The 23,713-nt window shown below is 55.7% G+C and carries 20 protein-coding genes and 3 pseudogenes; 6 read left to right on the top strand and 17 right to left on the bottom strand.

The genetic code is table 11. The annotated features are described in order from the left end of the window. Window positions 1-61: 61 nt before the first annotated feature. From ACYZTU_RS11740 to nspC, 7 genes are all read right to left on the bottom strand, one after another. Entirely contained in the window at window positions 62-1,450 is a 1,389-nt protein-coding gene (locus ACYZTU_RS11740) for an alginate export family protein (RefSeq protein WP_461971013.1), read from the bottom strand. A 41-nt stretch (window positions 1,451-1,491) separates the two neighbouring features. After that, window positions 1,492-2,892 carry an alginate biosynthesis protein AlgK gene (locus tag ACYZTU_RS11735; RefSeq protein ID WP_461970284.1) on the bottom strand — a complete coding sequence of 467 codons (1,401 nt, stop codon included), beginning with the start codon at window positions 2,890-2,892 and terminating at the stop codon, window positions 1,492-1,494. After that, on the bottom strand, window positions 2,889-4,103 hold the full coding sequence (locus ACYZTU_RS11730) for an alginate biosynthesis protein Alg44 (RefSeq protein WP_461970282.1): 1,215 nt from the start codon (window positions 4,101-4,103) through the stop codon (window positions 2,889-2,891). The genes ACYZTU_RS11735 and ACYZTU_RS11730 overlap by 4 nt, the downstream gene beginning before the upstream one ends. Window positions 4,104-4,220: 117 nt before the next feature. Next, window positions 4,221-5,702, bottom strand: a complete 1,482-nt coding sequence (locus tag ACYZTU_RS11725) for a glycosyltransferase family 2 protein (protein ID WP_461970280.1) — start codon at window positions 5,700-5,702, stop codon at window positions 4,221-4,223. Between the two features lie 61 nt (window positions 5,703-5,763). Then, complete coding sequence (locus ACYZTU_RS11720; protein WP_461970278.1) at window positions 5,764-7,074, bottom strand: nucleotide sugar dehydrogenase; 1,311 nt, start codon at window positions 7,072-7,074, stop codon at window positions 5,764-5,766. A 665-nt stretch (window positions 7,075-7,739) separates the two neighbouring features. Further along, window positions 7,740-8,984, bottom strand: coding sequence for a saccharopine dehydrogenase family protein (locus ACYZTU_RS11715; RefSeq protein ID WP_461970276.1), 1,245 nt, complete (start codon window positions 8,982-8,984; stop codon window positions 7,740-7,742). A gap of 27 nt (window positions 8,985-9,011) precedes the next feature. Further along, window positions 9,012-10,109 carry a carboxynorspermidine decarboxylase gene (gene nspC, locus ACYZTU_RS11710; protein WP_461970274.1) on the bottom strand — a complete coding sequence of 366 codons (1,098 nt, stop codon included), beginning with the start codon at window positions 10,107-10,109 and terminating at the stop codon, window positions 9,012-9,014. A 582-nt stretch (window positions 10,110-10,691) separates the two neighbouring features. Between nspC and ACYZTU_RS11705 the strand changes: the two are divergent. Then, window positions 10,692-10,814 (top strand): annotated as a pseudogene (locus tag ACYZTU_RS11705) (arginine deiminase family protein); the annotation flags it as partial. Here the strand turns inward: ACYZTU_RS11705 and ACYZTU_RS11700 are convergent. The 7 genes from ACYZTU_RS11700 to ACYZTU_RS11670 form a co-directional block, all read right to left on the bottom strand. Then, window positions 10,774-11,961 (bottom strand): carboxylate-amine ligase, encoded by a 1,188-nt coding sequence (locus tag ACYZTU_RS11700; RefSeq protein ID WP_461970272.1) that lies wholly within the window; start codon window positions 11,959-11,961, stop codon window positions 10,774-10,776. The pseudogene ACYZTU_RS11705 and the gene ACYZTU_RS11700 sit on opposite strands and share 41 nt — an antisense overlap. 16 nt (window positions 11,962-11,977) lie before the next feature. Next, window positions 11,978-12,289, bottom strand: a complete 312-nt coding sequence (locus ACYZTU_RS11695) for a hypothetical protein (RefSeq protein ID WP_461970270.1) — start codon at window positions 12,287-12,289, stop codon at window positions 11,978-11,980. A 274-nt stretch (window positions 12,290-12,563) separates the two neighbouring features. Beyond that, a complete protein-coding gene (locus tag ACYZTU_RS11690; RefSeq protein ID WP_461970268.1) occupies window positions 12,564-13,100 on the bottom strand; it encodes a hypothetical protein in 537 nt (178 codons plus the stop codon). A 303-nt stretch (window positions 13,101-13,403) separates the two neighbouring features. Continuing rightward, window positions 13,404-14,228, bottom strand: coding sequence for a DUF3618 domain-containing protein (locus ACYZTU_RS11685; RefSeq protein WP_461970266.1), 825 nt, complete (start codon window positions 14,226-14,228; stop codon window positions 13,404-13,406). Continuing rightward, window positions 14,225-14,656: a phage holin family protein gene (locus ACYZTU_RS11680; RefSeq protein WP_461970264.1), complete on the bottom strand. Its 432-nt coding sequence runs from the start codon at window positions 14,654-14,656 to the stop codon at window positions 14,225-14,227. The genes ACYZTU_RS11685 and ACYZTU_RS11680 overlap by 4 nt, the downstream gene beginning before the upstream one ends. Further along, window positions 14,656-15,306, bottom strand: a complete 651-nt coding sequence (locus ACYZTU_RS11675) for a hypothetical protein (RefSeq protein WP_461970262.1) — start codon at window positions 15,304-15,306, stop codon at window positions 14,656-14,658. Before ACYZTU_RS11675 ends, ACYZTU_RS11680 begins: the two co-directional genes overlap by 1 nt. Window positions 15,307-15,495: 189 nt before the next feature. Further along, a complete protein-coding gene (locus ACYZTU_RS11670; protein ID WP_461970260.1) occupies window positions 15,496-16,932 on the bottom strand; it encodes a J domain-containing protein in 1,437 nt (478 codons plus the stop codon). A gap of 269 nt (window positions 16,933-17,201) precedes the next feature. Here ACYZTU_RS11670 and ACYZTU_RS11665 point away from each other — a divergent pair, with 269 nt between their 5' ends. The 3 genes from ACYZTU_RS11665 (at window position 17,202) to ACYZTU_RS11655 (ending at window position 18,834) form a co-directional block, all read left to right on the top strand. Next, entirely contained in the window at window positions 17,202-17,441 is a 240-nt protein-coding gene (locus ACYZTU_RS11665; protein WP_461970258.1) for a DUF7693 family protein, read from the top strand. Continuing rightward, a complete protein-coding gene (locus ACYZTU_RS11660) occupies window positions 17,426-17,860 on the top strand; it encodes a hypothetical protein (RefSeq protein ID WP_461970256.1) in 435 nt (144 codons plus the stop codon). Before ACYZTU_RS11665 ends, ACYZTU_RS11660 begins: the two co-directional genes overlap by 16 nt. A gap of 158 nt (window positions 17,861-18,018) precedes the next feature. Beyond that, window positions 18,019-18,834, top strand: a complete 816-nt coding sequence (locus ACYZTU_RS11655; protein WP_461970254.1) for a DUF1206 domain-containing protein — start codon at window positions 18,019-18,021, stop codon at window positions 18,832-18,834. A 72-nt stretch (window positions 18,835-18,906) separates the two neighbouring features. On the opposite strand, the pseudogene ACYZTU_RS11650 reads toward ACYZTU_RS11655, so the two are convergent. Further along, a pseudogene (locus tag ACYZTU_RS11650) lies at window positions 18,907-19,294 on the bottom strand (HhH-GDP family DNA glycosylase). Window positions 19,295-19,466: 172 nt separating this feature from the next. On the opposite strand from ACYZTU_RS11650, the pseudogene ACYZTU_RS11645 reads away from it, so the two are divergent. Both ACYZTU_RS11645 and ACYZTU_RS11640 read left to right on the top strand, forming a co-directional pair. Continuing rightward, window positions 19,467-20,250 (top strand): annotated as a pseudogene (locus tag ACYZTU_RS11645) (IS1096 element passenger TnpR family protein). 188 nt (window positions 20,251-20,438) lie between these two features. Next, complete coding sequence (locus tag ACYZTU_RS11640; RefSeq protein ID WP_461970253.1) at window positions 20,439-21,938, top strand: MFS transporter; 1,500 nt, start codon at window positions 20,439-20,441, stop codon at window positions 21,936-21,938. A 229-nt stretch (window positions 21,939-22,167) separates the two neighbouring features. On the opposite strand, the gene ACYZTU_RS11635 is transcribed toward ACYZTU_RS11640, so the two are convergent. Continuing rightward, entirely contained in the window at window positions 22,168-22,533 is a 366-nt protein-coding gene (locus tag ACYZTU_RS11635; protein ID WP_461970251.1) for a histone-like nucleoid-structuring protein, MvaT/MvaU family, read from the bottom strand. Between the two features lie 511 nt (window positions 22,534-23,044). Continuing rightward, window positions 23,045-23,281: a hypothetical protein gene (locus tag ACYZTU_RS11630; protein WP_461970250.1), complete on the bottom strand. Its 237-nt coding sequence runs from the start codon at window positions 23,279-23,281 to the stop codon at window positions 23,045-23,047. Between the last annotated feature and the right edge of the window lie 432 nt (window positions 23,282-23,713).

The following is a 23,713-nucleotide window of genomic DNA, read 5'->3' as shown; positions in this document are numbered from 1 at the left end:
ATGCAATCTGTTGTGATCAAGGCGCTGCCCACAATGGCATCACTGCGGGCAACAACCGGACCTAGATTTTCCAAACGAAATCAATGAACGCCCGGTGCATGCTCGAATCGGTGTCGCTGGCGTAAGCGTCGCCCGGGAAGAACACGCCGAGGCGCAAGCGGACCAGTGCCGAGGGTTCGTCGACCCAATCCACCATGCTCGCGGGCAACAGACCCTGCTTGAAGTACTTGGTCATGACCAGATCGACTTCCTGGCCCAAGTCCTTCTCACCGTCCACCAGAGCCGCATTGATGATCCCGTCGTCGCCAGTGTCCTGCTGGTCGTCGACCCGCCAGAAGCGGTGGTAGACGAGGCTGGCGTCGTAGTCCTCGCGCAGCTGCCAGGAGCCGAACACGGTAGCCACCTGGAGGTTGCTCAGTTCACCGCGAAAGGCTTCACCGAAGCGGTGTACGCGCGAACGCGTGCCGGTGTAGTTCGAGCGGTTGCTCTGCAGGCCGGTTTGCTGGAACTGATTCTCCTGGTCGCGACCACCGCCGTCGCCGCGGGCCGCGGCCGCACCGAGGCGCCAGCTCTCATCGATGTTCCAGCGCAAACCCAAGTCTGCGGCCCAGGCGTTGACGTCGCCACTGGTGTGGCCCGTCGCGACCCGATCGCCGTCAGGGCCTACCGCGGTGGTGAGGTTGTCGCGTTCGCCGGTCAGCCAGGTCGCGTTGAGCCAGTAATTGACCGGCATCGTCGAGCGATAGTTGTAGCCGTCACCGTTCGCTTCGAGACCGGCCCAGGTCAGGCTGCCGGTGTTAGTCTTGTCGAGCGCATCGAGCTGCTCCCCTGCATCGGGCAGATTGCCGCTGTCCTCAACGTGGTGTACACGCAGGCCGAACCAGTGATTGGGCGTCCATTGCGTAGAGATGTCGGCGAAGGCATGGGAGCGGTCTTTGTCTTGGGGCGCCAGGTCGCTCACGTCAGTACGGTAGTCGGAAAAGCGCTGGGCGGCACCGAGGTGGGCGCGCAACAGAGTGGTCTCGAAGGTCCAGTTGAGCGCTTCGATGTTGGTGTCCATCCACTCGCCGCTGTCCTCGCGCAAACGCTGGCGCCCCAGACGCAGATGCTCGCCCGGATAAGCGGTGATGCCCGCATAATCGATCCAGAATTCGCGCATCGCCAGGTAGCTGTCATCCGTCTCACGGGCGTTACTGGCATCGACGCCGTTGTTGATCGTATCGGTATCGATGGTATCGGTCGCGGCTACTGCCTGCCCCATCGCATAGGCACTCCAGTTACCCCACTGGCCAAAGGCCCAAGGGCGCACGTCGATGCCGATACCGTTGACCGTGCCACCGGACGCGGTGCCCAGGTCACGGTCATCCTGCGACTCAGCGGTAATTTTCACATCCAGACCGAAGTTCTTCGGTGCCACTTCCGCCGCCAGCACCAGATCGACGCTGCACATCAGCGAAACCCCAAGACCACATCCTGCCAACAATGCTTGCTTCATAGTAAGTCCTGTCCATTTTCCGGAGTTTGCAACCTGGCTAAAGCCGCGCCCGTCAGACGGGCCTGGGCTTCTTCCTCAAGCAAGGGCTGCGCGATTTTCCTTTCTGCCGGGGTCAGCCCCGACTGCAGGGCCGACAGTACTGGCTCTGCCTTTACCACGCCCTGGCGTTGCGCGAGTTGCGCAAAGACAAAAGCATTGACCCGATTGACCTTGATCCCACGGGAGTCGGAAAACATGTGGGCCAGGGCCAGGTCGGCGTTGGGCGAGCCGTTGCGGGCTGCCAGCAACAAATGTAGCAGCGCTTTCTGTGGTTCGACCTGGCCCAGATAACCGCGCCGGTACAACTGTCCCAGGTAGTAATGCGCCCCGACTTCACCGGCCGCGGTCGCCTTGAGCAAATGCTCTTCAGCCAGGCGCGGATCCTGTGGCAACCATTTGCCGAGGTAATACAGCCGCCCGGTCAGCAGTTCCGCCCGTGGATCGCCCGCTTCGCGTCCGCGTTGCAAGGCCGAAAGCAATTGCGGCGCATCGCCTTGCACGGGGTAGTCGTTGATCAACCGTGCCAAGCTGGTCCAGGCCGGCGCATAGACCGGTGCCAGTTCCTCGAGCAGGCGCTGGGCGCTTTGCGGGTCGGCCGGGCCTTCGAGGGCTGGCGACGACAGAACGCGCGCCACCGACTCGATCCGCAAGGGCGCTACTCGTCCCTCGCGCCAACCCTGGCGCAACTGCGCCAGCAAGTCCGCTTGCGCCTTGGGCTGGGCGCGCATTCGGTTAATGGTGGCCAGCTCCACATAACAGGCATCGAGTACCGCCAGCCGCGCCCGGCACAGCTGCTCGATCTGCGGCAGGTGAGCCTTATAAGTGCCCTGATTGCGGTATATCAGAATCTGCGCCAGGTCCGCCTCGACAATGCCCTGGGCGCGCCAACTGTCGACCTTCTGTTGCGGTTCCACCACAGGCGCCATTCGCGGGTAGCCCAGGTACAACAACGTCAGCGGCACCACCGCAGTGAACTCGCCTTTATCCAGCGCGCCTTCCAACAATTGCCGGGCCTCGTGCACTTGCTGGGGATCACTCGGGCTCTGACGCAGCAACAGACGGCCCAGACGTGACTGCGCCTTGACCGATTCCGGCGCGGCCTGCCGGTACAAGACTTCCGCCTCTTTCAGGCTCGTCGGGTCACCCGCCGACGCCGTCAAGTCGCCCATCCCGGCCTGGGCATCGGCATAGCCATCCTCCGCCAGCGCCGCGTAGTGCTTGCGTGCTGTTTCATAATCGCCGCGCAACATGGCCTCGCGCGCCACCCCCTGATCCGGCAGGGTGCCACACCCATGACTCATCGTCAGAGCAGCGGCCAGCGCAGAAAACCGCAGCCCCGATCGCCATACGCCGTTCATTTTCCGGCCGCCATGACTTTATTCTCCCAGGCATTCTTCACCCAGGTGTTAGCCGCCACGGCATTCTGCACCCAGACATTGTCCTGCAGATCTTCGACACTGACCTCCACCGGACGCCCGCCCAGTTCGGTCCGCAACGGGCTGTCAGGCTCAATGGTCACCCGCAGGTCGGAGGCCAGGCCACCGTTGTCCAGCGCCACGGCGGCGATTTTGCCCGTGCGTGGCTGTTCTTCTCCGATCAGTTGAAAGCTCACTGACTTGCCAGGCTGGATCTTGGCAAAATTCTTATAGGGGAAGCGCGCTTCGATGGTTGCCACACCGTCGATCGGCATCAACTCGTACACCGTGGTGCCCTTGCCGACGACCTGCCCGTCCGGCACCAACTGCGCCACCACCCGGCAATCGCAAGGGCTGGTCAGCGAACCTTGCAGGGTGCGGCTGAACAGGCGCTCAAGGTTTTCCGGGGTCGCCTGCCCGGGCGGCAGATTGCCTTTCATCACATCTAGCAGCGAGGCAGAAAAGGTCGCCAGTGGGGCTCCCTTGGACACCACCGCGCCCACCTTGACCAACGAATTGACGCTGCCGTCGCGCGGCAGGCCGATCAACTGACCGGGCACATTGACCCGCGCCGATTCGGCGTGAGTGACGAAATAAATGCCATACAACTGGTTCAGCACATAACCAAAGGCAACCAGTCCCACCAGAAAGATCAGCAGGCTCACCGTGGTAGCCCGCAATCGTGCGAAAAAGCCCATGCCGTTGCCGCTTTCGTGCTTTCGCGGCTTGGTGAAGTTGTCGCGTTGTTGGGTCGCGAGCATGTCACCCAGGCTGATCACCCCTCCCGAGAGGTAGGAGGTGATCAGATAACGCAATGCGGAGATCGCGCGCGCAGGCAGGTTGTGGAACTCGCAACCCACCCGCAGTCCCTCGCTGCTGACCGAGCGCACGACAAATTCCACGTCGATGGCAAACCCCAACGCATCGACCTGGAACACCAGTTTGCCTTTGTGATGGCGGCCCGCGATCAGTGGAGTGTCCGGCTGACTCAGGCTGAAGCCACCGGCCGACAAGTCGATCAGCTCGCAATCGAACTTCTCCCGGTCCGGCCCATTAAACTTGATCCGTGCCGGTAGATTCAGCCGCGCATGCTGACGCTGCACCTCTGACTCATGCACGACATTGTCATCAACAGCAAAAACGGCTGTGTTCATAACGCGTCCCTTCCCATCCACGATTCAGACCGATCCGGCAGGTCAGTGCCGGTGTTCACCTTTATTCTTTACCGTTGAGCAGACCGACACGGCACGCCGACTACCCTGATACCTGCGCTACACCACCCACATCAGCAGCGCGCAAAACACACTGCCGGCCGAAAAGGTCATGGCCCGCGACGACCAGGTATTGAACCAGCGCTGATAGCTGGCCAGCCCGCGGTCGAGCTTGGTTTTCTGGCGCGTCCACGATTGCCGGTCGAGACGGAAGAACACATAGATCTTCACCATGGCGCCGACCAACTGGTTGTAATAGATAATCAATGGATAAGCCGGCCCGACCGGGTGCCCCGACGCCAGCAACAGCAGACTCAGGATCAAGCGAGTCACGCCGATCCAGAGCACATAGATCAGCAGGTAGGCCGCGCTGTATTTGAGGCTGGCGATGATCGCTATTGACGGCCCGAGCAGGCTGGCCCACATCGATACGCGTTGGTCGAACAGCACCAGCGAGGTGAACCAGCCCAACCGCTGCACGCCCAGGTGCAGGGCCCGCGAGTTCTGCCGCAGGTTATTGCCATACCAGCGGAACATCAGCTTGCGGCTGGCCTTGAAGAAACTCTTTTCCGGTGGGTGCTCAACCGTGTTGATCGCCGCATCGGGCACATAAAAAGTGTCGTAGCCCAGCCGCATCAGACTGTACCAACTGGACTTGTCATCACCGGTCAAGAAGCGGAAACGCCCCAGGCGCCAGTGCTGCAGATAATCGCTCTCAACGTCTTGAATAAAGCCGGGATCGGTCACCACCTGGGCGCGGAACACCGACATCCGCCCGGTCATTGTCAGCACTCGCTTGCCCAGTGCCATCGAACACATATTGATGTGCCGCTGGGCGAACCGCAGCTTGTGCCATTGGCTCATCAGGTAGCTTCCGCGCACCTCGCAGAACTCATTGGTGGTCAGCCCGCCGACTTTCGGGAACAGCTTGAACCAGGGCACGGTCTGACGCACCAGACCGGGCGAAAGCACGGTGTCGCCATCGACCACCGCCACCACCGCATCGCCATCCGGCAAATGCCGGGAGATCGCCCGAAAACCATGGGCCAGGCCATCGCGCTTACCGGTGCCGGGAATCCGCACGAAGCTCAGCTTGACCTGCTCCGGCGGGGTATAGCTGTCCCAGAGCGCTTTGATCAGTAACTCATCAGCCAACTCGACGATGGAACAGACCACCGTGGTCGGGTAACCACAACCGATGGCCTCCTCGATCACCGAGCCGTAGACCTGCGCCGTGGTCAACGCATCGATACGAAAACTGGTGACCAGCAAAAACACTTGCGACGGATCGGCACTTCTGCCCAGCCTGGTGACTTTGCGTCTGTAATAAGGGAATACCAGATAAAGGAACAGCATCCCCCGCAGGTAATGGATCGCGCCCATCGAATAACGCCAGATACCGACCGCCCCCAGCAACAGGAGAAAGTCCCTGGATTCGGGATCGAACACTGTGCGCGGCAGCAACAGTGCAAGCCCCATCAGCGCGGTGACGTAGAACAGCCAGCCCGCCGCTTCGCGCAAGTAAACCCTGGAATCAGCCATAGATATGACCCCTGCTCGATAAACCCATGTTGCTTGGAGCGCACCAGCTCGCGCGCCTCGCTTACCAGCAGATACCCTCAAGCCGATCGCCACTGGCATGCGGCATGAAGCCCACCAGGTCGACCACCTGCTTGCCCTCGGGCGCCTGAAGCGCAATGGCTTCGAAGGACTCGTCACTGTTGCCCAGTACGATCACGTCCGCCTGCTCGATCACCTTCGCAAGGTCAGCGCATAACAGCGAAGCGAGGTGCGGAATCTTCGACTCGATGTATTCCTTGTTGGCCCCGTAGATACGCGCGTACTCAACGTTGCGGTCGAAGATATGCAGGTCGTAGCCCTTGCCTATCAACATCTCGGCCAACTCCACCAGCGGGCTTTCGCGCAGGTCATCGGTGCCCGCCTTGAAGCTCAGGCCGAGTAGCGCCACACGCCGCTTGCCATAACTGCTGATAATGTCGAAGGCTCTCTGTACCTGCACCGCATTGCTGCGCATGATCGAGGCCAGTAGCGGGTGCTCGACGTCCATTTGCCCGGCGCGATAGTTCAGCGCACGTACATCCTTGGGCAGGCAGGAACCGCCGAACGCGAAGCCGGGGCGCATGTAATAACGCGACAGGTTGAGTTTGGTGTCCTGGCAGATCACGTCCATTACATCGCGACCGTCCACGCCGACGGCCTTTGCGATATTGCCGATCTCATTGGCGAAGGTCACTTTGGTCGCGTGCCAGACGTTGCAGGTGTACTTGATCATCTCCGCCACTTCGATGCTCCTGCGCAGGAGCGGCGCGTCCAGCTCTTGATAGAGCGCGGCGAGCATGTCACCGCTGCGCTGGTCGAGTTCACCGATCACCGTCATGGGCGGACAGTTATAATCCTTGATCGCGGTACTTTCGCGCAGGAACTCCGGGTTGATCGCCACACCGAAGTCGACCCCGGCCTTCTTGCCGGAACAGTCTTCAAGTATCGGGATCACCACGTTCTTCACGGTGCCCGGCAGCACCGTGCTACGCACCACGACCGTATGCCAACTGTCCTTGTCGTGCAGGGCTTCGCCGATCTCGCGGCAGACCGACTCTATGTAGACCAAATCCAGATCACCATTCTTCTTGCTGGGCGTACCGACGGCGATGAACGACATATCCGTGCCCATCACTGCCGCCTTCACATCACCGCAACCCCGCAGCAGCCCAAAATTTACCCCTTGCTCGAGCAGCGACTCCAGGCCCGGCTCAACGATGGGCGACTTACCCTGGTTGATCAGGTCGACCTTGACTTGCGAGACATCCACCCCGATTACGTCATGACCGCGAGCACAGAGACAGCCCGCACATACAGCGCCCACGTACCCCAAACCAAATATGCTGATACGCATCGGTGAACACCCCCATATACCCTGATTCAGGAAGGCCATCGGCATGCCACGCAGACCGACAGTCGCTCTACCGCGCCAACTAGCGGGCAGTTAGGTACAACTTGATTCTCGACCACACTCGAAAAACTTGAGTGTAGACAAACATAACTTTGGCACTGTCATTTTTTTAAAAAATCTCGAACACTTCGCGTCAACTACATGTGCAGCGAGATCAGAAAAACGAGAAACACTAATAAAATCAGATTGATATGAAAGCTATCGGAATGACAACTTGAACAAAAATTATATCCACGCACCAGAAACGCGTTACAACATTGTAAGCGTGACTATTAAACTCATCGCACACTGTAAAGCGAATGAAACATGTCAATTTTTTAATAACTATTTATTGGCGCTAACAATACGAGCAACAGTTAATATATTAAACGTCTGCAAGAGCGAGAGTTAGTCGTTGAGTTTTAAGCTCGAAGCTTGGTCAGCTACTGTCCCTGACGACCGGTTGAATTCACAGTTGATTGCTGCCGCTTCACGCCCTGAGGATGTCACTCAACCTTGATCTCGTCCTCAACATGCTCAACAAATGACGCACAAAGCAAAACGCCGCTCAAAGAGCGGCGTTTTGGCGTTTAGAGCGGGAAACGAGACTCACCTGTAATTTCGGCGCCTCAAACGTTGCAGCTCCAGGGACGATCACCACTCTCATCCTTGATGCGGGTCGGCAGGCCCATCACATCCAGCGCCTTGAGGAACGGCTCAGCCGGCAGCTCCTCGACGTTGACCATACGCTGCACGTCCCACTCGCCGCGGGCGACCAGCAGGGCCGCGGCCACGGGCGGCACGCCAGCGGTATAGGAAATGCCCTGGCTGTCGGTTTCTGCGTAGGCGTCTTCATGATCGGCCACGTTGTAGATGAACACCTCGCGCGGCTGGCCATCCTTGGTGCCCTTGACCAGATCGCCGATGCAGGTCTTGCCGGTGTAGCCAGGGGCCAGCGAGCTCGGATCAGGCAGCACGGCCTTGACCACTTTCAGCGGCACGACTTCCAGGCCTTCAGCGGTCTTGACCGGTTGCTCAGAGAGCAGGCCGAGGTTCCTGAGCACGGTGAACACATTGATGTAATGCTCGCCGAAGCTCATCCAGAAACGCACGTTGGGCACGTTGAGGTTCTTCGACAGCGAGTGAACTTCATCGTGGCCGGTCAGGTACAGGTTCTGCGCCCCTACGACCGGCAGGTTGTCAGTGCGTTTGACTTCAAACATCGTGTTGCTGGTCCACTGGCTGTTCTGCCAGCTCCACACCTGTCCGGTGAATTCTCGGAAGTTGATTTCCGGGTCAAAATTGGTGGCGAAATACTTGCCATGGGAACCGGCATTGACGTCAAGAATGTCGATCGAATCAATGCGGTCGAAATACTGTTGCTGCGCCAGCGCTGCATAGGCGTTGACCACTCCCGGGTCGAAGCCCACGCCGAGAATGGCGGTGATGTTCTTCTCTTTGCACTCCTCGAGGTGGTTCCACTCGTAGTTGCCATACCAGGGCGGCGTCTCGCAGATTTTGCCCGGTTCTTCGTGAATGGCGGTGTCCAGGTAGGCTACACCGGTGTCGATGCAGGCACGCAGCACCGACATGTTGAGGAACGCGGAACCGACGTTGATGACGATCTGCGATCCGGTTTCGCGGATCAGCGCCTTGGTCGCTTCGACATCCAGGGCGTTCAGCGAGAAGGCCTGGATTTCGGCGGGCACTTTGAGGCTGCCCTTTGTCTTGACGCTGTCGATGATGGCCTGGCACTTGGAGATGTTGCGCGACGCGATAGCAATACGACCGAGTTCATCGTTGTGCTGCGCGCACTTGTGGGCCACCACCTTGGCGACACCTCCTGCACCAATGATAAGCACGTTCTTCTTCAATTTTTCTCTCTCTCCTTCTCTGCCAGCTTACGAAAGGCTGGACATGTAGTCGTTGTAACCAAACTCACGAACCACCTCGACAGTACCGTCGAGTTGTTTCACTACGATGGACGGCATTTTCAGGCCGTTGAACCAATTCTTCTTGACCATGGTGTAACCCGCGGCGTCGATGAACGACAGCCGATCACCGATGGCCAGCGGACGATCAAATTGATATTCACCGAAAATGTCTCCGGCCAGGCAAGATTTGCCGCACACCATGTAGGTGTGCTCGCCCTCGCTGGGCGCCAGCTTGGCATTCAGGCGATAGATCAGCAGATCGAGCATGTGTGCTTCGATAGAGCTGTCCACGACTGCCAGGTGCTTGCCGTTGTAGAGGGTGTCGAGCACGGTGACTTCCAGCGACGCGCTCTGTGTGATGGCGGCTTCGCCCGGCTCCAGATAGACCTGAACGCCGTATTTTTGCGAAAAGGCCTTGAGGCGCGCGCAAAATTCATCCAGCGCGTAGCCTTCACCGGTGAAGTGGATGCCGCCGCCGAGGCTGACCCACTCGACCTTGTGCAGCAGATGACCGAATCGCTCTTCGATGGTGCACAGCATTTGGTCGAACAGGCCGAAGTCGCCGTTCTCGCAGTTGTTGTGGAACATGAAGCCAGAGATCTGGTCGATCACCTGCTCGATTTTCACCGGGTCCCACTCGCCCAGACGGCTGAACGGCCTCGCGGGGTCAGCCAGCAGATAATCCGAGCTGCTCACTTGCGGATTGACCCGCAGACCGCGGACCTTGCCTGCTGACGCCTCAGTGTAGCGCTGCAATTGGCCAATGGAATTGAAGATAATCTTGTCGCAGTTCTCGAGCATCTCCTCGATCTCGTCGTCGGCCCAGGCCACGCTGTAGGCGTGAGTCTCGCCAGCGAACTTCTGTCGACCGAGTTTGAGCTCGTAAAGCGACGACGACGTGGTGCCGTCCATGTATTGCTGCATCAGGTCGAACACCGACCAGGTGGCGAAGCACTTGAGTGCCAGCAGGGCCTTGGCCCCGGACTGTTCGCGCACATAGGCGATCTTCTGCATGTTCGCCAGCAGCTTTTGCTTGTCAATGAGGTAGTACGGCGTTTTGATCATTTCGAGGCGCCTCCGGCAAGGCCAACCAAAAAAGGATGCGCATTGTGCCTTCACTGACTGCATATCGAAAGAGCAGAAAGCGCTGCTCGCTGAGTCAACCTGAACGGGACCAGGGAGCATGTTGCACTTTGGGGCGTCGAACAGGGCGCTGCCTTTGCCACTGGATCCCTCTCCATGCGTAGTCAACGGCTATTGTAACGCTCTGACTTTCCAGCCTCACAGCAGTAGCCAGTCGGAGCCTTGATAAACCAGAATGTTCCGTAGCCCTTCCTTATTGTCTGGAACCTCTACCGTATCCGCCAATCAATCTTATATGAGGTGGGTATAGGACTGAGACGGTGATCTATGACGGCAAACGAGGACCTGATTGACTGGAATACCCACTGGCGAATTTTTAACGGTGTCGTGTCTTGCCGGACTTGCGAAGCACAACAACGAGAAACTGAACGAGGTGCAACATTTGAACACTGTCCTGGCTGTGGGCTCGCGGGACAAAAGCATCATCCGTGGGATGACTTGGATTCCATCTGTAAAAAGTTTGATGGCTTGGCATAAATGGCCGGAGTAAATCCAGTTATCAACTTCCTCGGCCACTCAAGCTTCATTCTGCCGCCACTGCCGAACACCCAATTTACCCGCGACACCGCTTGCTGGATCAAATTCACTAACGCCGACTTTCAGGTCTGGTACGGCGACCCGGCGAAGTGGGCAAGCCCTTCAGTTCGCGATTTGCTCCCGCTGTTTCCATCATCAGCTGATCGACTACTTGTGAGAGGGCTTCATAGACACTCCGTCCACTGCCGACGCTTTCTTCGTAGACATAACGTTGCCGCTCTGCACTGGTGCCTTCACGGATAATTCGCCGAAGCTGAGAAAAAACCTTCTCTACACCCAGTGCTCGAGCTGTATCTCCCAAGATCTGCTCTGCCATGAAAAGCCATTGTTCAATCGTAAATGGCCGGTCGTACCCCTCAACCAGGAACGCTGCGTAGACTCCATATCTTTTAGCTCTCCATCGATTCTCCATCAGCATCCATCTGGATTTTTGCGAGTAGTCCGATCCTGGACGAGGTTGATCGATAGCGTAGGCGATCATTAATCGGAAAAAAGAGGCGATACATAAAGCGTCCTCTAAACGCGGACATGCGTCTGTCATTCGCAATTCCAGCGTCGGGTACTTGGCAGAGGGCCGCACCCCCCACCAGCAATCGCTTGGCATTTTCATCGAGCCGGTTGAAATCAAAAATGCGATGTAGGCGTCATAGGCGAGATGATCCTCAAGGAACTCCGGTACGCCCATCCGGGGCCATTCATCACAGGCTGTCTGGCGATAGCTTGCAAATCCGCTGTCGGCACCATCCCAAAAGGGTGAGGAGCTACTTAAGGCCAGTAGTAAAGGTACCCACGGAAGCACCTCGTTCATCACCTGAATTCGATCCAAGTGATTCGCAATCTCCACATGTACGTGCAAACCCGATAGCAGACTGCGCCGTGCTACGCGTTGGTAATCTTTGAACAGCTGTTGAAAATGACTCTGGTCTGTGGCGTGTTGCACACGCCAGTCCGCCAAGGGATGACTACCGGCACACAGCAACCCTAATTCAAAAGACTGGAGAGAATGCTGCAACGTGCCGCGCGCGTTAGCGAGATAATCCGCTGCTTGCGCAAGACTCGTGAAAACAGGCGAAGCTACTTCGATCTGTGCTTGGAACATCTCGTACGCAAAGCTTTGCCCCAATTCAGCTTTGCACTTGTCACTCACCTCGCTGGACAGATTCCCAGGCATCTGTCGGGTGACCAGGTCGGTTATGAAATACTCTTCTTCTATACCAAACTTCAACTGACCGTTCATTGCTCCTCCCTGTCCCCTAAACGAGATTCAGGTCAGTCGACAGAGCCGACATTTCACACATCGTCTTGCAAGGATCAACCGAGTGGTAATCCTCTCCCGCGACTGCACGCAAATAAGCCTGATCCGCCTGAACTCGTAAGTCTCTCCACTCCTCCCAATCAACAATACCTTTACGATCCATCTCGTCCGCCTGTCGAAGCAGTTCCTCATGATAGGAATCTGGACAGTCCATACGCAGAGAGCAGTTCTCGAGCGCGCGATGCCACACATCCAGAGCAAAAAGTCTTCGCTCTTGAGCAGGCGTCAGCAGGTTTTTAAAAAAGTTCATCACGGCATGAATCCTGGAAGCATTTCTGAATGGATCTGCAAAATTCGCCGTGGGTTCATGAAGGCCGACAAAAGGTGTTTTATCTGTAACGACGAAGCAGCCAAGAATCGTCCACTTCTGAAAAAATCCTTACGATTCAAAAGCCTGGGTCCGCTGATAAACAGTTTGAATTTTTTTGGCACGCTCACTCCTTTACGCCTATCCGAACGCATCACCGGTAGCGGGGACTTGGAACACTCTTGAACGAAGCGAGTGCAGCGCTATTCTGACGACATCAGCTGCCTGGATTTGTGACTTGGATGAAGACCGCCCAGATGCCAAGCAGTATCCAGAATGTCGCAAAAATCCAAGGCGTGCGCACCGAAAATAACAGTGCCTTTCGGTACCCTTTATGAGTGGACTCACACTTACTGAACAAGGGCGATTCGTCATACGCCAGGCCCATCAGTGGTTCGCTACGCAACAGCTCACTCTGTTTGAAGTACCAGTGATCAATGATGTCATAGGCCGCGCGAATACCCGGCCAAGCATTCAGTGAGCTGAGCAATCCCAAGAGCGCGAGAAAAGGTGGTACCACCAGCGTGAACAACTTCCCCCACTCGGGATTGAGATTGGCCATGCAAGACGCAAATGCAATAACCAAAAACGACTGCGCGGCTAGATACGCGTCAGTTCTATTGGCCAAGATGCTGGTCTCGTACTGAATCTCTCTTCTGTAAAAATCCAGTCGCTCCTTAGGCGACCCGAACATTTTCGCATTGTGCTCAGTGAGTTCAGTATCGTGTGCTTGCGAAGTCAAAATTCTTGGCAAAATGGATTCCCTCTGTTCAGTTAATACGTAGCTTGTGCTCAGCCCAACACAGTCTCGAGAAACAGGAGTTCGTACAGGCGAAAATGTTCCGACATGAGCACACCTATTTTCCATTGGAGCGCTTATGGGTGGATCTCGGTGCAGCCATATGCATCTGTTTTGATATCCGCAAAGCGTCTAGTTCGAACGCAATGGCAGTGGCATTGAACACGCGAGAAAAGTTCTGTGTGGCCTTCGACTGCAGTCACGCCCCAGTGAACAGCGGGAGGTCAGTATTGAACCTCCCGCCTTTCATCCAACCCTTTATGACGTTCCCAATCCTCGAGAAAGATCAGCGGACGTATCGGATGCTGTGCGGTTCTCCCCTTCCGGCTTCACGTCCACGTCCGAATGATCAGTCGTTTTGGTCACCGTATCGCGCACCGCTTCAAATCCCTCCCGTGCCTGCTGTTTTACCTTGTCGGCCAGGCCTGCGCTGGTCTTGCCCAGGTAGCGTTGCTCTGTGGCTGTCGAAGGCAAGGCTGCCCCCAACATCGCCCCTAACGCGATCCCCGCAGCGGCTACCATCAGCGGCTGCTCCTTAAGTAAATGGCTGAATTGATTGCTCATCACTTGGGTACTACGCACCAAACGGTCGCTGGCGTCATGAACGGCATGGCTGATGTTTTCGGTGGCAGCCCCCAAGTTGTCACCCAGGTTTGCCGCTTTGCCTTTGACGGTCTGGTAGCCCTCTTTAAGCGTGTCCGCAGTCTGGTGCAAATGATCACGCGCACTATCGATGCCATCAGCAAGGCCATCGGCCCACTCGCCAACCCTGTTCTGATCGGGGCCCACTTGATATCCAGGGCGTGGGGTCGGTGGACGATTCTGACTCATCATCAACCACAGCAACCCGACCGACGTCAGTACAGCGGGAACGGGGTTATTACGAACGCTGGTGCCCAGGTTGGTCAGGAACGTCGTGCCATTACTCTGCATGAAAGACAACGCCTGATCGAACACCTGTCCTGGCGTAAATTTGCTTTCCAATGCATCAACGATGTTGCCGATGCTCGCCCGCTGCGCGTCGATTTCACGCTCGATGGCTTCAGGGCTTTTCTGCGACTCTGTTTCGAATTCACTTTTCATGAGACTTTCCTCCGCAGCGCTTCCTGGTCTTTGTTCAAGGCATCCAGCGTGCGATCAGGCTTGAAGTGGGACGGATCGAATTGTTTTTTCCCTGACTGCAGCATGGCGAACCCAACGATCATCACCACGACACCGACAATCAGCGCTGCCAGCCAAGGCGCCATGATGATGCTCAGGCCGTAGACGGCGGACATCAACAAGATGATGAACCCCGCCAGCAGCACAATCGCACCGCCCGCGACACCGGTAATACCGGCCTTGAGCGTCGTGAGGCTGGCCTGAAGCTCAGCTTTGGCCAAAGCGAGTTCCTTGGTGAACAGCGCAGGCACTTCGCGGGATAGCTGCCGTATCAGACCGACAACAGAGGCGTCGGGATCAGGCACGGGCACTGGTCTTGAGCCCGAAAAATCTGAATCTTCTCTGTTCATCACAGTGCTCCTTTGAAGGTTGTTGACCCAGGTGTCGAGTTCGTTGCGAAGTCCGAAGGATGGTCTTGCTCATTCGGCGAGGCTGGCGTGATGCCAGTGGCCAGGCCCGGGCCTTGATCGGCGTGTGACGGAACTGAAGTTTCATAGGGTCTTTGCGCGCCGAAACCGCCTGCAGGAGGCATTGAGTTGCCTGCTGCCGGGTCGCTGGTATCAGTGAATGTCGCCGCAGGCGAGCTACCGGCCTTTAGAAAGCGCGACAGGCCAAAGCCCAACGCAATACTGCCGGCGATGAACAACGCCGGGTTGTTACGAGCAAGATCAGCCCCGTCATGAAGCAATTGTTCGGCACTCTTTCCCCGTAGACTCCCGGCTAAGCCGCTCATGGACTCCGCCATGTCCGCGAGGTAGTCGGACATGCCGAGCGTGTCCTTGCTTTCAAGTTCAGATACGACTGATTTCGCTCCTTTGGCCAATGCCTCAATCTGGTCTGCTGCCGTATCTCGATATTGGCCAAACTGCGCATCAGCTTGCTGCCTTGCGCCGCCAAGCACCTCAGTCACGTTTTCTTTCAATTGTTCAAAGTTCTGCTCTGGCCCACCGGAGTTGGGTTTATCTGGCTGACTCCCAGTGGTGCTGTCTGAAGTATTCATGTTTGTCCCTCGCCTTCTGAATGAAAAAAGCGGTATCAGGGTTCGCCACGAAGTACCCGCAGCCCCCCTCATTCCAGATGACGGAGCGGCGTTATGGGGAGTTCCAATGGAATGATGAGCGATGCACTACAGCCGACGATTGAATCGCGGTGTCCTGTCTTTTATGGGGCTCGTTCAGCCACCCGATAATCAGAATTCATCTTCGGCAAGACTATAGGTGGTCATATTGCCGTTTTTGGCTTTATACAGCTTCAGCGTGAGGTCACTGTAGCGCGTACCTTGAGAAGTCTTTTTTTCTTCAAGCGTGAACTGTTCGGAGCGCGACAGATGGCCGGAAACTAGATCTCTATAGCGCACATCATAACCACCAGGTGTGACTGCTTTGACCGTAAAACGTCCGTGTGCAGGAATGAACACGAAGCGGGCCGGCTTGGCGTGATTTCCGTTTAGGGACACTAGCTTTACAAAGACATCCGAATTGTTCTGTCCGTTGTCGATGGTGACGGTCGAACGCCCTTTAGAGTTGGCTTGAGGGAACCCTTTCAAATAAGAGGCCAACTTCGGCCAAGGTTGCCCGTTTGGTGCTTTCGGTGGCCTGACCCAGGCTTGTTTGACAACCGGAGTGCCGGCGATCGTCGAGTTCCCCTGAGCCACAGGCTGGCGCGTTGAGCTCGTCCCAGCCGCATTCGGAGAAGGTATCCCGGCAGTTAAAGTCTGCTTGCCGTGGTCGACATTCGCCGCAGCTTCAGCCACGTATGGCTTAGGGTTTCGCGGCGGAGCATAAGTGTTCGGCTGCGCATTCAGTACCACAGAGGAGATGCCAGCGGCAATTACAGCGACTACCCCTACTTGCACAAAAAACCGACGCTGCGTGAGTTTCCACGCGTTCCTAAGGCGGACACTACTGCCGCCGAGCGCGTCTAAAAACGCTTCAATGTGTGCGCGTAACTTGGCCCCTTCGTCATCAACGTAACGACCGTCGGACTTTTTCCTGCGAGGAATTTTTTGCGCCAAGCTAAGCGCATCCAAGGCAACTGCGCGCGCCATATCGGGGCGGCCTGTGGCGGCGAAAAAACGGGCCTGATGGGCAGCCAATCGCGCGTTAGGCAACACCGGTCGCTTGCCTCCGAGCATATTGACCCATAGGGCCTGGACGGAATAAATCGGGCCCCACGGAAAACCCCACCACCCCAAGGCCCAGGTAATCGCGGTGGCCTGAAGTGCCTTTTTTTCGGCACAAGGGCTACAAAAAACCCCTTGGATCATTGAGCGTACCGTGAAAACCAGGAAGCTCTTGGCTTTTAAGAAAATCACGTAACGAGGCTGGGCAGAGACTTTGCCGCAACATGAGCAGACGATTGGCTCGGGCGCCTCGAAAGGTTCGGCGCAGACCTTCTTGGCTGCCTCGACCGACATCGTGTCATATTCGGCTCGAGACTCTGGTTCGCAGAGTACGGCGTAAGCTTCATTGAGGTGCTGAAATTGGCTGGTCGCGCCTGCTGACGCGTTCCGATCAGGATGTAGTTCCATTGCCCGACGACGATAGGCGGCTTTGATAAACGCGCCATCAGCGTCGCTATCTACCCTGAGAATGGCATAGTAGCCTTTCGGATCCCTACTCCCCATAGCGTCTCGTACCTGTCTTATCATGCTGCTTGCGTGCCAGATCTCACCAACTATTGCGCTCCGGCTAAAATCTCAGCCTTTGGAGTGGTAACGCTTTTCAACGTTTGCAAGGTTTCGGACTTCGCTTGCAACAACAAAACAGGCTAAGTCTAGGGCAATAAGCCACTATTCAGAAGAGCAAATTCTATTCCCATTCCATAAGCCCGGTTCTGCGCAGTCTGCCAATGAGGAAGTGGCGCACACGCTTAGCGGTGGACATGAGTCGTTGAATGCGGGTCTCTCTTTTCAATGATAGCGACAACCTGGACTACTGCGAGGACTGCAGGTCGCCTGACGGTCGTGCCGGGTCTCTTGAAACCTGGCAGCGCTATGGCCGAAGCAATCGAGATTCATCGAGCCTGGTACACATCCCGGTATGTTTTCCTCATAGAGGCTATTGGCTTCTACGGATGAGCTACCATAGTTTGACCGTGTTTTTTTTCAGGAGAAGATTATGCATCGATTGGTGAAGCCGTCGGATTATGTTCTTCAGACTATGATGGACAAAATGGTGTACATCCTTCCTTGGGAACGACGACATTGTCCGGGAAATCCTACGGATGCACCCGAGCAAGGCGCTCTGCTCTATAACAGATACATCCTGAATTTCATACTTGGTGTAACACCGCGAGCACCAAGTGAACAAATAATTGAAATCGCGCAATGGTGTCTGGCGTTAGCCGGAGAGCCTGCCAGGGCTTTGGCAGATGATTTGTCTGCGGCCTACCTCAGTCGATACAGCTTTGTGCTCGCTGACATTTCAAAATACGATGATGAATCGAAAGAATTTCGTGGGCACCTGGCGCTCTGGCCTGACGAAATTAAAAAAATGCCAGCGAATCTTGTGATGGCTTTGCGAGCCCGAGCGGCAGGCCTTTTGTTGCGCTGAAGCCTGCGATAGCCAAAAAAACAGGGGGCAGGGCTACGAATAGTTAGGTCTTGACCTGCTCACCCCTCATGCACCGACCGGATCAAAGCCTATCTTTAATCGAACCCCTCCTGACAAGATAGGTCTGCTTCTGTATTACCTCTGTGGAATTAAATTCTATGTCCGCGCAAGAGAGCCTTGTTGTACTCGCACGGGGTGGTTATGCCGCTCGAGGCGTTCTTTATCTCATCATTGGTATCTTCGCTCTGCTGGCGGCTCTAGATTCGACAAAACCGAAGGATAGTCACAAAAGCCTGGAGGCATTGTTAAGCCAGCCATTCGGTTATGTTTTAGTCGGACTAGTGGTGGCTGGCCTGCTCGCCTTCGCCTGTTGGCGAGTGTTGCAAGCAACGCGGGACGTTGATCACCACGGTAAAAAACTCAAGGGCCTGGTGATTCGTGCAGGTTTGTTAGCGGGAGGCGTAGTCAACGGCGCGCTAGCATTTTTTGCATCGGGCCTACTCATTGGCGGCATCAGAAGCTCGGGCAACTCCGGAGGGGAACAAACAAAAGATTTATTGGCGTATCTCTTGTCCTGGGAACACTCAAATGTATTGGTGTACCTAGTCGCACTCATACCACTCGGTGTTGGCATCGCTCACATCATCAAAGGCTGGAAGTCGTCGTTCGAAAAATATTTTGAAGCCGACGAGGACGTTATGCGATATGTACGGCCGGTGTCTCGGTTCGGTCTTATAGCCCGTGGAGTCGTCTTTATCGAGATCGCCCTGCTGCTGATAATAAGCGGCTCGAATTACAAGACCATGGATCCACCGGGCATGAAGGACGCCCTCGATGCCCTCCAGAACTTACCGGCCGGAGGTGTGATTTTGATGGTGATGTCCTTGGGGCTGATCGCCTTTGCGGTTTACAGCTTGTCCGAAGCCGTTTGGCGCAAGATAAACATGGACGTGCCTGGAGTACCGAGATCATAGCTGCGTACTACAGGGTTGTTTTCGGCCTCTCGCGACTGGCGGGAATCGCTCACCGCGATCCAGACCGCACATTCAATTCAAACGTTCGGTCGCTAAAAAAATCACTTTCCCTACCTCCCGCATAAAAATTTCGACGGTCTTGGGGCCAATCCCTTTGAAGGCAGAAAGGCGTTTCTCAAACTCCTAGCGGTCGGTACTCGCCTCCACGATGTTGCCTACCTCCCCGGCGTATCCGTTGTTGAGTTGTGAGCCAACGCCAATAGGCGTGACGCTGTGGTTTCGTCATAACGCACGTAATGAGCTTCACCGAGCAGCGCAACCAGTTCACGGTGAGTGCAATGGGAGAGCTTTCGGGGCGTATCGCGCTAATGTTTATCTACGATCACCCGGTAAGCCTTTGCTGCAATCTCGCCCTGAATTCGTTTTCCCATCAGAAAACTGCCACCAACCATTTGAACATCCCCTCTTCATTCGCATCATTCGGGGGGGGGCCGCAGCACTATGTTTTGGTGTGCTATCACGAAAAGCAAACGCAGAGTGGGTTTTAGAGGGCGACATTCAAGGCTGTTTCGAAATATCAGCCATGACTGGATGATCGCCAACATCCCTATGGATAAGCCGATTTTGCGGAAATGGCTCAAGACGGGTTACGTCTACCAGAACGAATTATTCCCCAGCCACGCCGGAAATTTCCAAATGCAAAGTGGACAGCCCGAAAAATGCGCGTGGTGCCTTATGCAAATGACTTCATCATCACTGGGTGTTCGAAAGAGTGGCTGGAGAATGAGGTCAGACCTGCTGTGGCTCAATTCCTGGCAGAGCGTGGACTGATCCTCTCCCCGGAAAAAACCAAAATAACGCACATCAGGGACGGGGTCGACTTCCTCGGATGGAATTTGCGTAAGTACAACGGCAAGCTCCTGATCAAGCCATCGAAAGCGAACATCAGGGCGCACCCTGCCAAACTCCGAGAAGTGATCAAGACCAACAAGACGGCCAAACAGGTGAATTTGTTAGGGTTGCTCAATCCGATTTTACGGGGATGGGCGAACTACCATAGCCATGTGGTTGCCAAGAAAGTCTGGGGGCCGACGGTGAACCCGGAAGCCCGCAAAACACTGATCAAGGCGCTGAACGGAAAGCGGACATTTAATTATCTTTATGACTTTGGTGACTTGGCATCACCGTATCAAGGTCGAAAAAATGCTACCTGCTATTGCCTGACCTCAGGTTCCGTATTGCATCGACGGCGCCAATGCTTGCCCACCGGAAGACGTAGGTGGCGAACTTGGCTATGAGGAGTTTCTAGAAGCGATGGCCAACCCCGATCATCCAGAGCATGACGCGAGGGTTGAATGGCATGGAGATTTTTTTGATCCAGCGGCATTGGAGTGCGAGCGTGAGCCAGTGATTTAAACGGATTAAGATTTGAGTTGCAAGTCAGTGTAGCTTGGACGCTTACGTTCGGACGTTTACAATCCAATAACATTGTTGCACTCAGCTCCTACATCCGCCCAGTATAATGGCCGAAATTTTCATCCATTTAATTTTAGAATATTTAATCCTAAATACTTAGAATTTTTTTAATAGCTGTTTGGTGTTTAATGACCTCTCGATGGATCGTTCTCGTAATAGTCTCTAGCGCACTGTTCTTAGTCAGCATTGACGTAACTGTACTGCACACGGCCCTGCCGAGTATTGCACATGACCTCGGCGCGACCAGTTCTCAAAAATTGTGGATAGTAAATACCTATTCTCTGGTTGTGGCGGGGCTGCTGCCCGGCTTTGGTTCACTGGGCGATCGCATCGGCCACCGCCGCGTCTTCATGTGGGGACTGGTCGCGTTCGGCATCGCCTCACTGGCCGCCGCCTTCGCGCCAAGCGCCGAACTACTCATCACAACCCGCGTGCTGCTTGCCGTGGGCGCAGCAATGATGCTGCCCGCTACTATCGCTCTTCTGCGGCTAACCTTTAAGGAGGAGCGCGAAAGCGCTGTCGCACTTGGCATATGGGGAGCCACGGCCTCTAGCGCCGTGGCAATCGGCCCGCTGATTGGAGGGGCATTGTTGGAGCACTTTTGGTGGGGGGCAGTATTCCTGATCAATGTGCCTGTGGTGCTGGTCACACTGGCTCTGGCCGGTCGTTACGTCCCCAACCTTGGAGGAAACTCCACGCGCCATTGGGATTTGTGGACTTCCGTACTAATTACGTTCGCCTTAGTGGGGCTCATCTATGGGCTGAAGGAGTCGATTAGGCCGGACGGCGATGCCGTACATACCCTCACGGCAACTATTGTCGGCGGGTTGTTCGCATGGTTGTTTCTGAGGCGACAGAAGAGTCTTCCCTCACCAATGTTGGATTTTTCGCTGTTTCGCAATACGCGCTTCGCTGCAGGCAGCATGGCAGCGCTGTTCAGCAGCCTTGCTATTATGGGCACCGATTTCGTAATTACCCAGCAACTACAGCTTTCACACGGCTATACGCCTTTACAGGCGGGACTGTACCTGCTGCCAATCGCCATCGCCTCGTTCCTGTCTGGCCCCGCTATAGGCTCCGTACTAATGCAGGTAGGGGTGGAACGCATGCTAGCAGTTATGCTCGGAGTGACCGGAATTGGGCTTGGTTTGTTTACCTTGTCGGGTGGCGTTTCTATCATCTGGCAGGCTGCAGCGCTGGCTCTATTTGGTTTTGGGGCGGGCGGAGCCATGTCAGCTGCCTCTAGCGCGATTATGGTCAGCGTGCCAGTGGATCGCGCTGGTATGGCTGGCTCCATCCAGGAGGTATCATTCGAGCTGGGAGCAACGCTTGGTGTGGCCGTATTGGGCAGTCTTATGGCTGCGATCTATACCGCCTCCTTTGCACCACCATCGGATTTGTCCGTCCCGGTATTGGCATGGGACAGCATTGACCAGGCGCTGATTGCTGCCGGTTCACTTCCGCCCGATGCCGCCGCACGCATGACGGCAGCAGCGCGCATAGCCTTTGATCGCGGAGCTATCGTCAGCTTCACAGTGGGGGCAGCCCTCGTGACGGCATTGGCGATTGGCATCGGTATATTGGCGCGCCGCAGATCTGCCAACGCAAGCCTTCCGGTTGAACTATGAATGCATGAACCGTATTGGCGTTCATTCAAGTGTGAGATTGGTTTCCATGGCAGCTAGTTCAACCACTCAATCTCTGCCCGCTGCGCAGCCGTGCCTCATCGGCGGGAAGAGCGCGTTTATCCCCGGGCTATCAGGCTCAAATCCCCGAAGTGTCCGATCAGAAAGAAAAAAGCCAGTCAGCTTAACTGACTGGCATTAGCCCTGAGGGCCCTTCGCACTCAAACCAATATCACTTGGTGAGCCATGACTCTACCGTGTCCGAACCGTATTTCGCTTTCCACTCTTTCAGTGTTTTGTGGTTGCCACCCTTGGTTTCAACTACCTCGCCGGACTCAGGATTTTTATAGACCTTCGTCTGGCGAGGCTTGCGAGAGCTGCTCTTCGACGGGGTCGCTGGTGCGCGACGACCGGCCTGTTGATCAAGAAGGCTAATCACATCTTTCAAGCTGTAGCCATATTTAGCAAGCAGATCACGAAGCTTCTTTTCGAATTCTATTTCCTGCTTGAGGCCAGTATCACCTTTCATGGTTTCGAGCGCTTGGAGCTGTTCTGCCAAGTGTTTTTCAAGCTGACGAAATTCTGCGAGCTTAGACATGGGCAATCTCTATGTGATCGTTCCCCTAACGTTACACCAAAAACAGCGATGTGCATGAAGCGGTGACGAGAGAATGTTTAAAAAATCACAAATAAGGGATTTTGCTGCGATGACGCCGCTTTTGAGACTGATTTGTGGAACGGAATTGCGTGCGAAGGTGTCGTTTGTATTAGACACCTTGGTGTCGAAATCCTATTCAGATAGAGAGGTAGCTTTCATGAACAACATTATCTACATCGTCGGGGCAGTTGTGATCGTCCTCGTTATTTTGTCGTTTATCGGCCTTGTTTAGACTTCACTGCTGAACACGTCACTGACGCATTCGTTTGATGCTAACGGCTTTCTCAAAGGTGTCGGGGCGGGTTACGAAATACAAGGCGTCTGGCCAGGGCAAACGTTCAAATGGCCAAGGTAGCGCTCGGGGAGCGAGGCCCCGTGTGGTGGGATGATGGCCGCCCTGACCTCAATAGGCATCAAGTCACAAAAACTCTATACGCCGAGTGGTACAGCTTCAACTGGGTTGATCGACGACCTTAATCTGCGTCAGCCCTACCAGCTCAGCCTGCTCTAAAATCTCCTCCGGCGTCGCGTCCGCAGTGGGCATGATCAGGCTGTTCTCTCCATCCCCAAAATGCAGCTGTAGCAGGTGCATCGCCGCCTCATGTACGGGCAGTTGAGGCTGCTTGAATTCGAACATGTGCGTGCGGGGCTCGCCGTTGAACAGGTATTCCAGGGTGTACTTGCGCATGGTGGGATCCTCGTCATAGAAGTGCAGCTGAACTCCCGACTTAATAGTCGACTCCTAGTTCAACATGGGAAAGCCCCCTGTACTCGTCCTGCCGATGGTCGATCGCGTACAACCAGAAGCCAATGTGAAGCACTCGATGAAATAAAAATGTAAGGCGTTAACCCTATATAACACCCAAGCACGGATGAATCACCGCCGGTCGTTAAAAGCCCGCGCGCTTGGGGTTGGTCACGACCAGATCGGCTCTGGCATTTCATCTACATCGCCGCCAACCAATACTTCCGTATCCGCCTCAACGCGCCGGCAGGTCTCTCGAAATGGCTGTGTTGTTGATGGGAACGGTGTACGGCGTTGAATCGACGGCCTCTACACCGAAGATTTCGTCAGCACCTATGACCTCGACGGCATGCTTGGCCAAAGATTGGTTTGCGC

It is taken from the genome of Pseudomonas sp. HLT2-19-2, from assembly GCF_054898005.1.
Note: the sequence above shows the minus strand (reverse complement) of the source record. Positions and strands in the feature narration are given on the sequence as shown.

Excerpts from the sequence above, each read along its gene's own strand:
- ACYZTU_RS11740 (WP_461971013.1), bottom strand. The coding sequence starts at position 1,450 with ATGTGCAGCGTCGATCTGGTGCTGGCGGCGGAAGTGGCACCGAAGAAC.
- ACYZTU_RS11735 (WP_461970284.1), bottom strand. The coding sequence starts at position 2,892 with ATGAACGGCGTATGGCGATCGGGGCTGCGGTTTTCTGCGCTGGCCGCT.
- ACYZTU_RS11730 (WP_461970282.1), bottom strand. The coding sequence starts at position 4,103 with ATGAACACAGCCGTTTTTGCTGTTGATGACAATGTCGTGCATGAGTCA.
- ACYZTU_RS11725 (WP_461970280.1), bottom strand. The coding sequence starts at position 5,702 with ATGGCTGATTCCAGGGTTTACTTGCGCGAAGCGGCGGGCTGGCTGTTC.
- ACYZTU_RS11720 (WP_461970278.1), bottom strand. The coding sequence starts at position 7,074 with ATGCGTATCAGCATATTTGGTTTGGGGTACGTGGGCGCTGTATGTGCG.
- nspC (WP_461970274.1), bottom strand. The coding sequence starts at position 10,109 with ATGATCAAAACGCCGTACTACCTCATTGACAAGCAAAAGCTGCTGGCG.
- ACYZTU_RS11700 (WP_461970272.1), bottom strand. The coding sequence starts at position 11,961 with ATGAACGGTCAGTTGAAGTTTGGTATAGAAGAAGAGTATTTCATAACC.
- ACYZTU_RS11695 (WP_461970270.1), bottom strand. The coding sequence starts at position 12,289 with ATGAACTTTTTTAAAAACCTGCTGACGCCTGCTCAAGAGCGAAGACTT.
- ACYZTU_RS11685 (WP_461970266.1), bottom strand. The coding sequence starts at position 14,228 with ATGAAAAGTGAATTCGAAACAGAGTCGCAGAAAAGCCCTGAAGCCATC.
- ACYZTU_RS11680 (WP_461970264.1), bottom strand. The coding sequence starts at position 14,656 with ATGAACAGAGAAGATTCAGATTTTTCGGGCTCAAGACCAGTGCCCGTG.
- ACYZTU_RS11675 (WP_461970262.1), bottom strand. The coding sequence starts at position 15,306 with ATGAATACTTCAGACAGCACCACTGGGAGTCAGCCAGATAAACCCAAC.
- ACYZTU_RS11670 (WP_461970260.1), bottom strand. The coding sequence starts at position 16,932 with ATGGGGAGTAGGGATCCGAAAGGCTACTATGCCATTCTCAGGGTAGAT.
- ACYZTU_RS11665 (WP_461970258.1), top strand. The coding sequence starts at position 17,202 with ATGCGGGTCTCTCTTTTCAATGATAGCGACAACCTGGACTACTGCGAG.
- ACYZTU_RS11660 (WP_461970256.1), top strand. The coding sequence starts at position 17,426 with ATGCATCGATTGGTGAAGCCGTCGGATTATGTTCTTCAGACTATGATG.
- ACYZTU_RS11655 (WP_461970254.1), top strand. The coding sequence starts at position 18,019 with ATGTCCGCGCAAGAGAGCCTTGTTGTACTCGCACGGGGTGGTTATGCC.
- ACYZTU_RS11640 (WP_461970253.1), top strand. The coding sequence starts at position 20,439 with ATGACCTCTCGATGGATCGTTCTCGTAATAGTCTCTAGCGCACTGTTC.
- ACYZTU_RS11635 (WP_461970251.1), bottom strand. The coding sequence starts at position 22,533 with ATGTCTAAGCTCGCAGAATTTCGTCAGCTTGAAAAACACTTGGCAGAA.
- ACYZTU_RS11630 (WP_461970250.1), bottom strand. The coding sequence starts at position 23,281 with ATGCGCAAGTACACCCTGGAATACCTGTTCAACGGCGAGCCCCGCACG.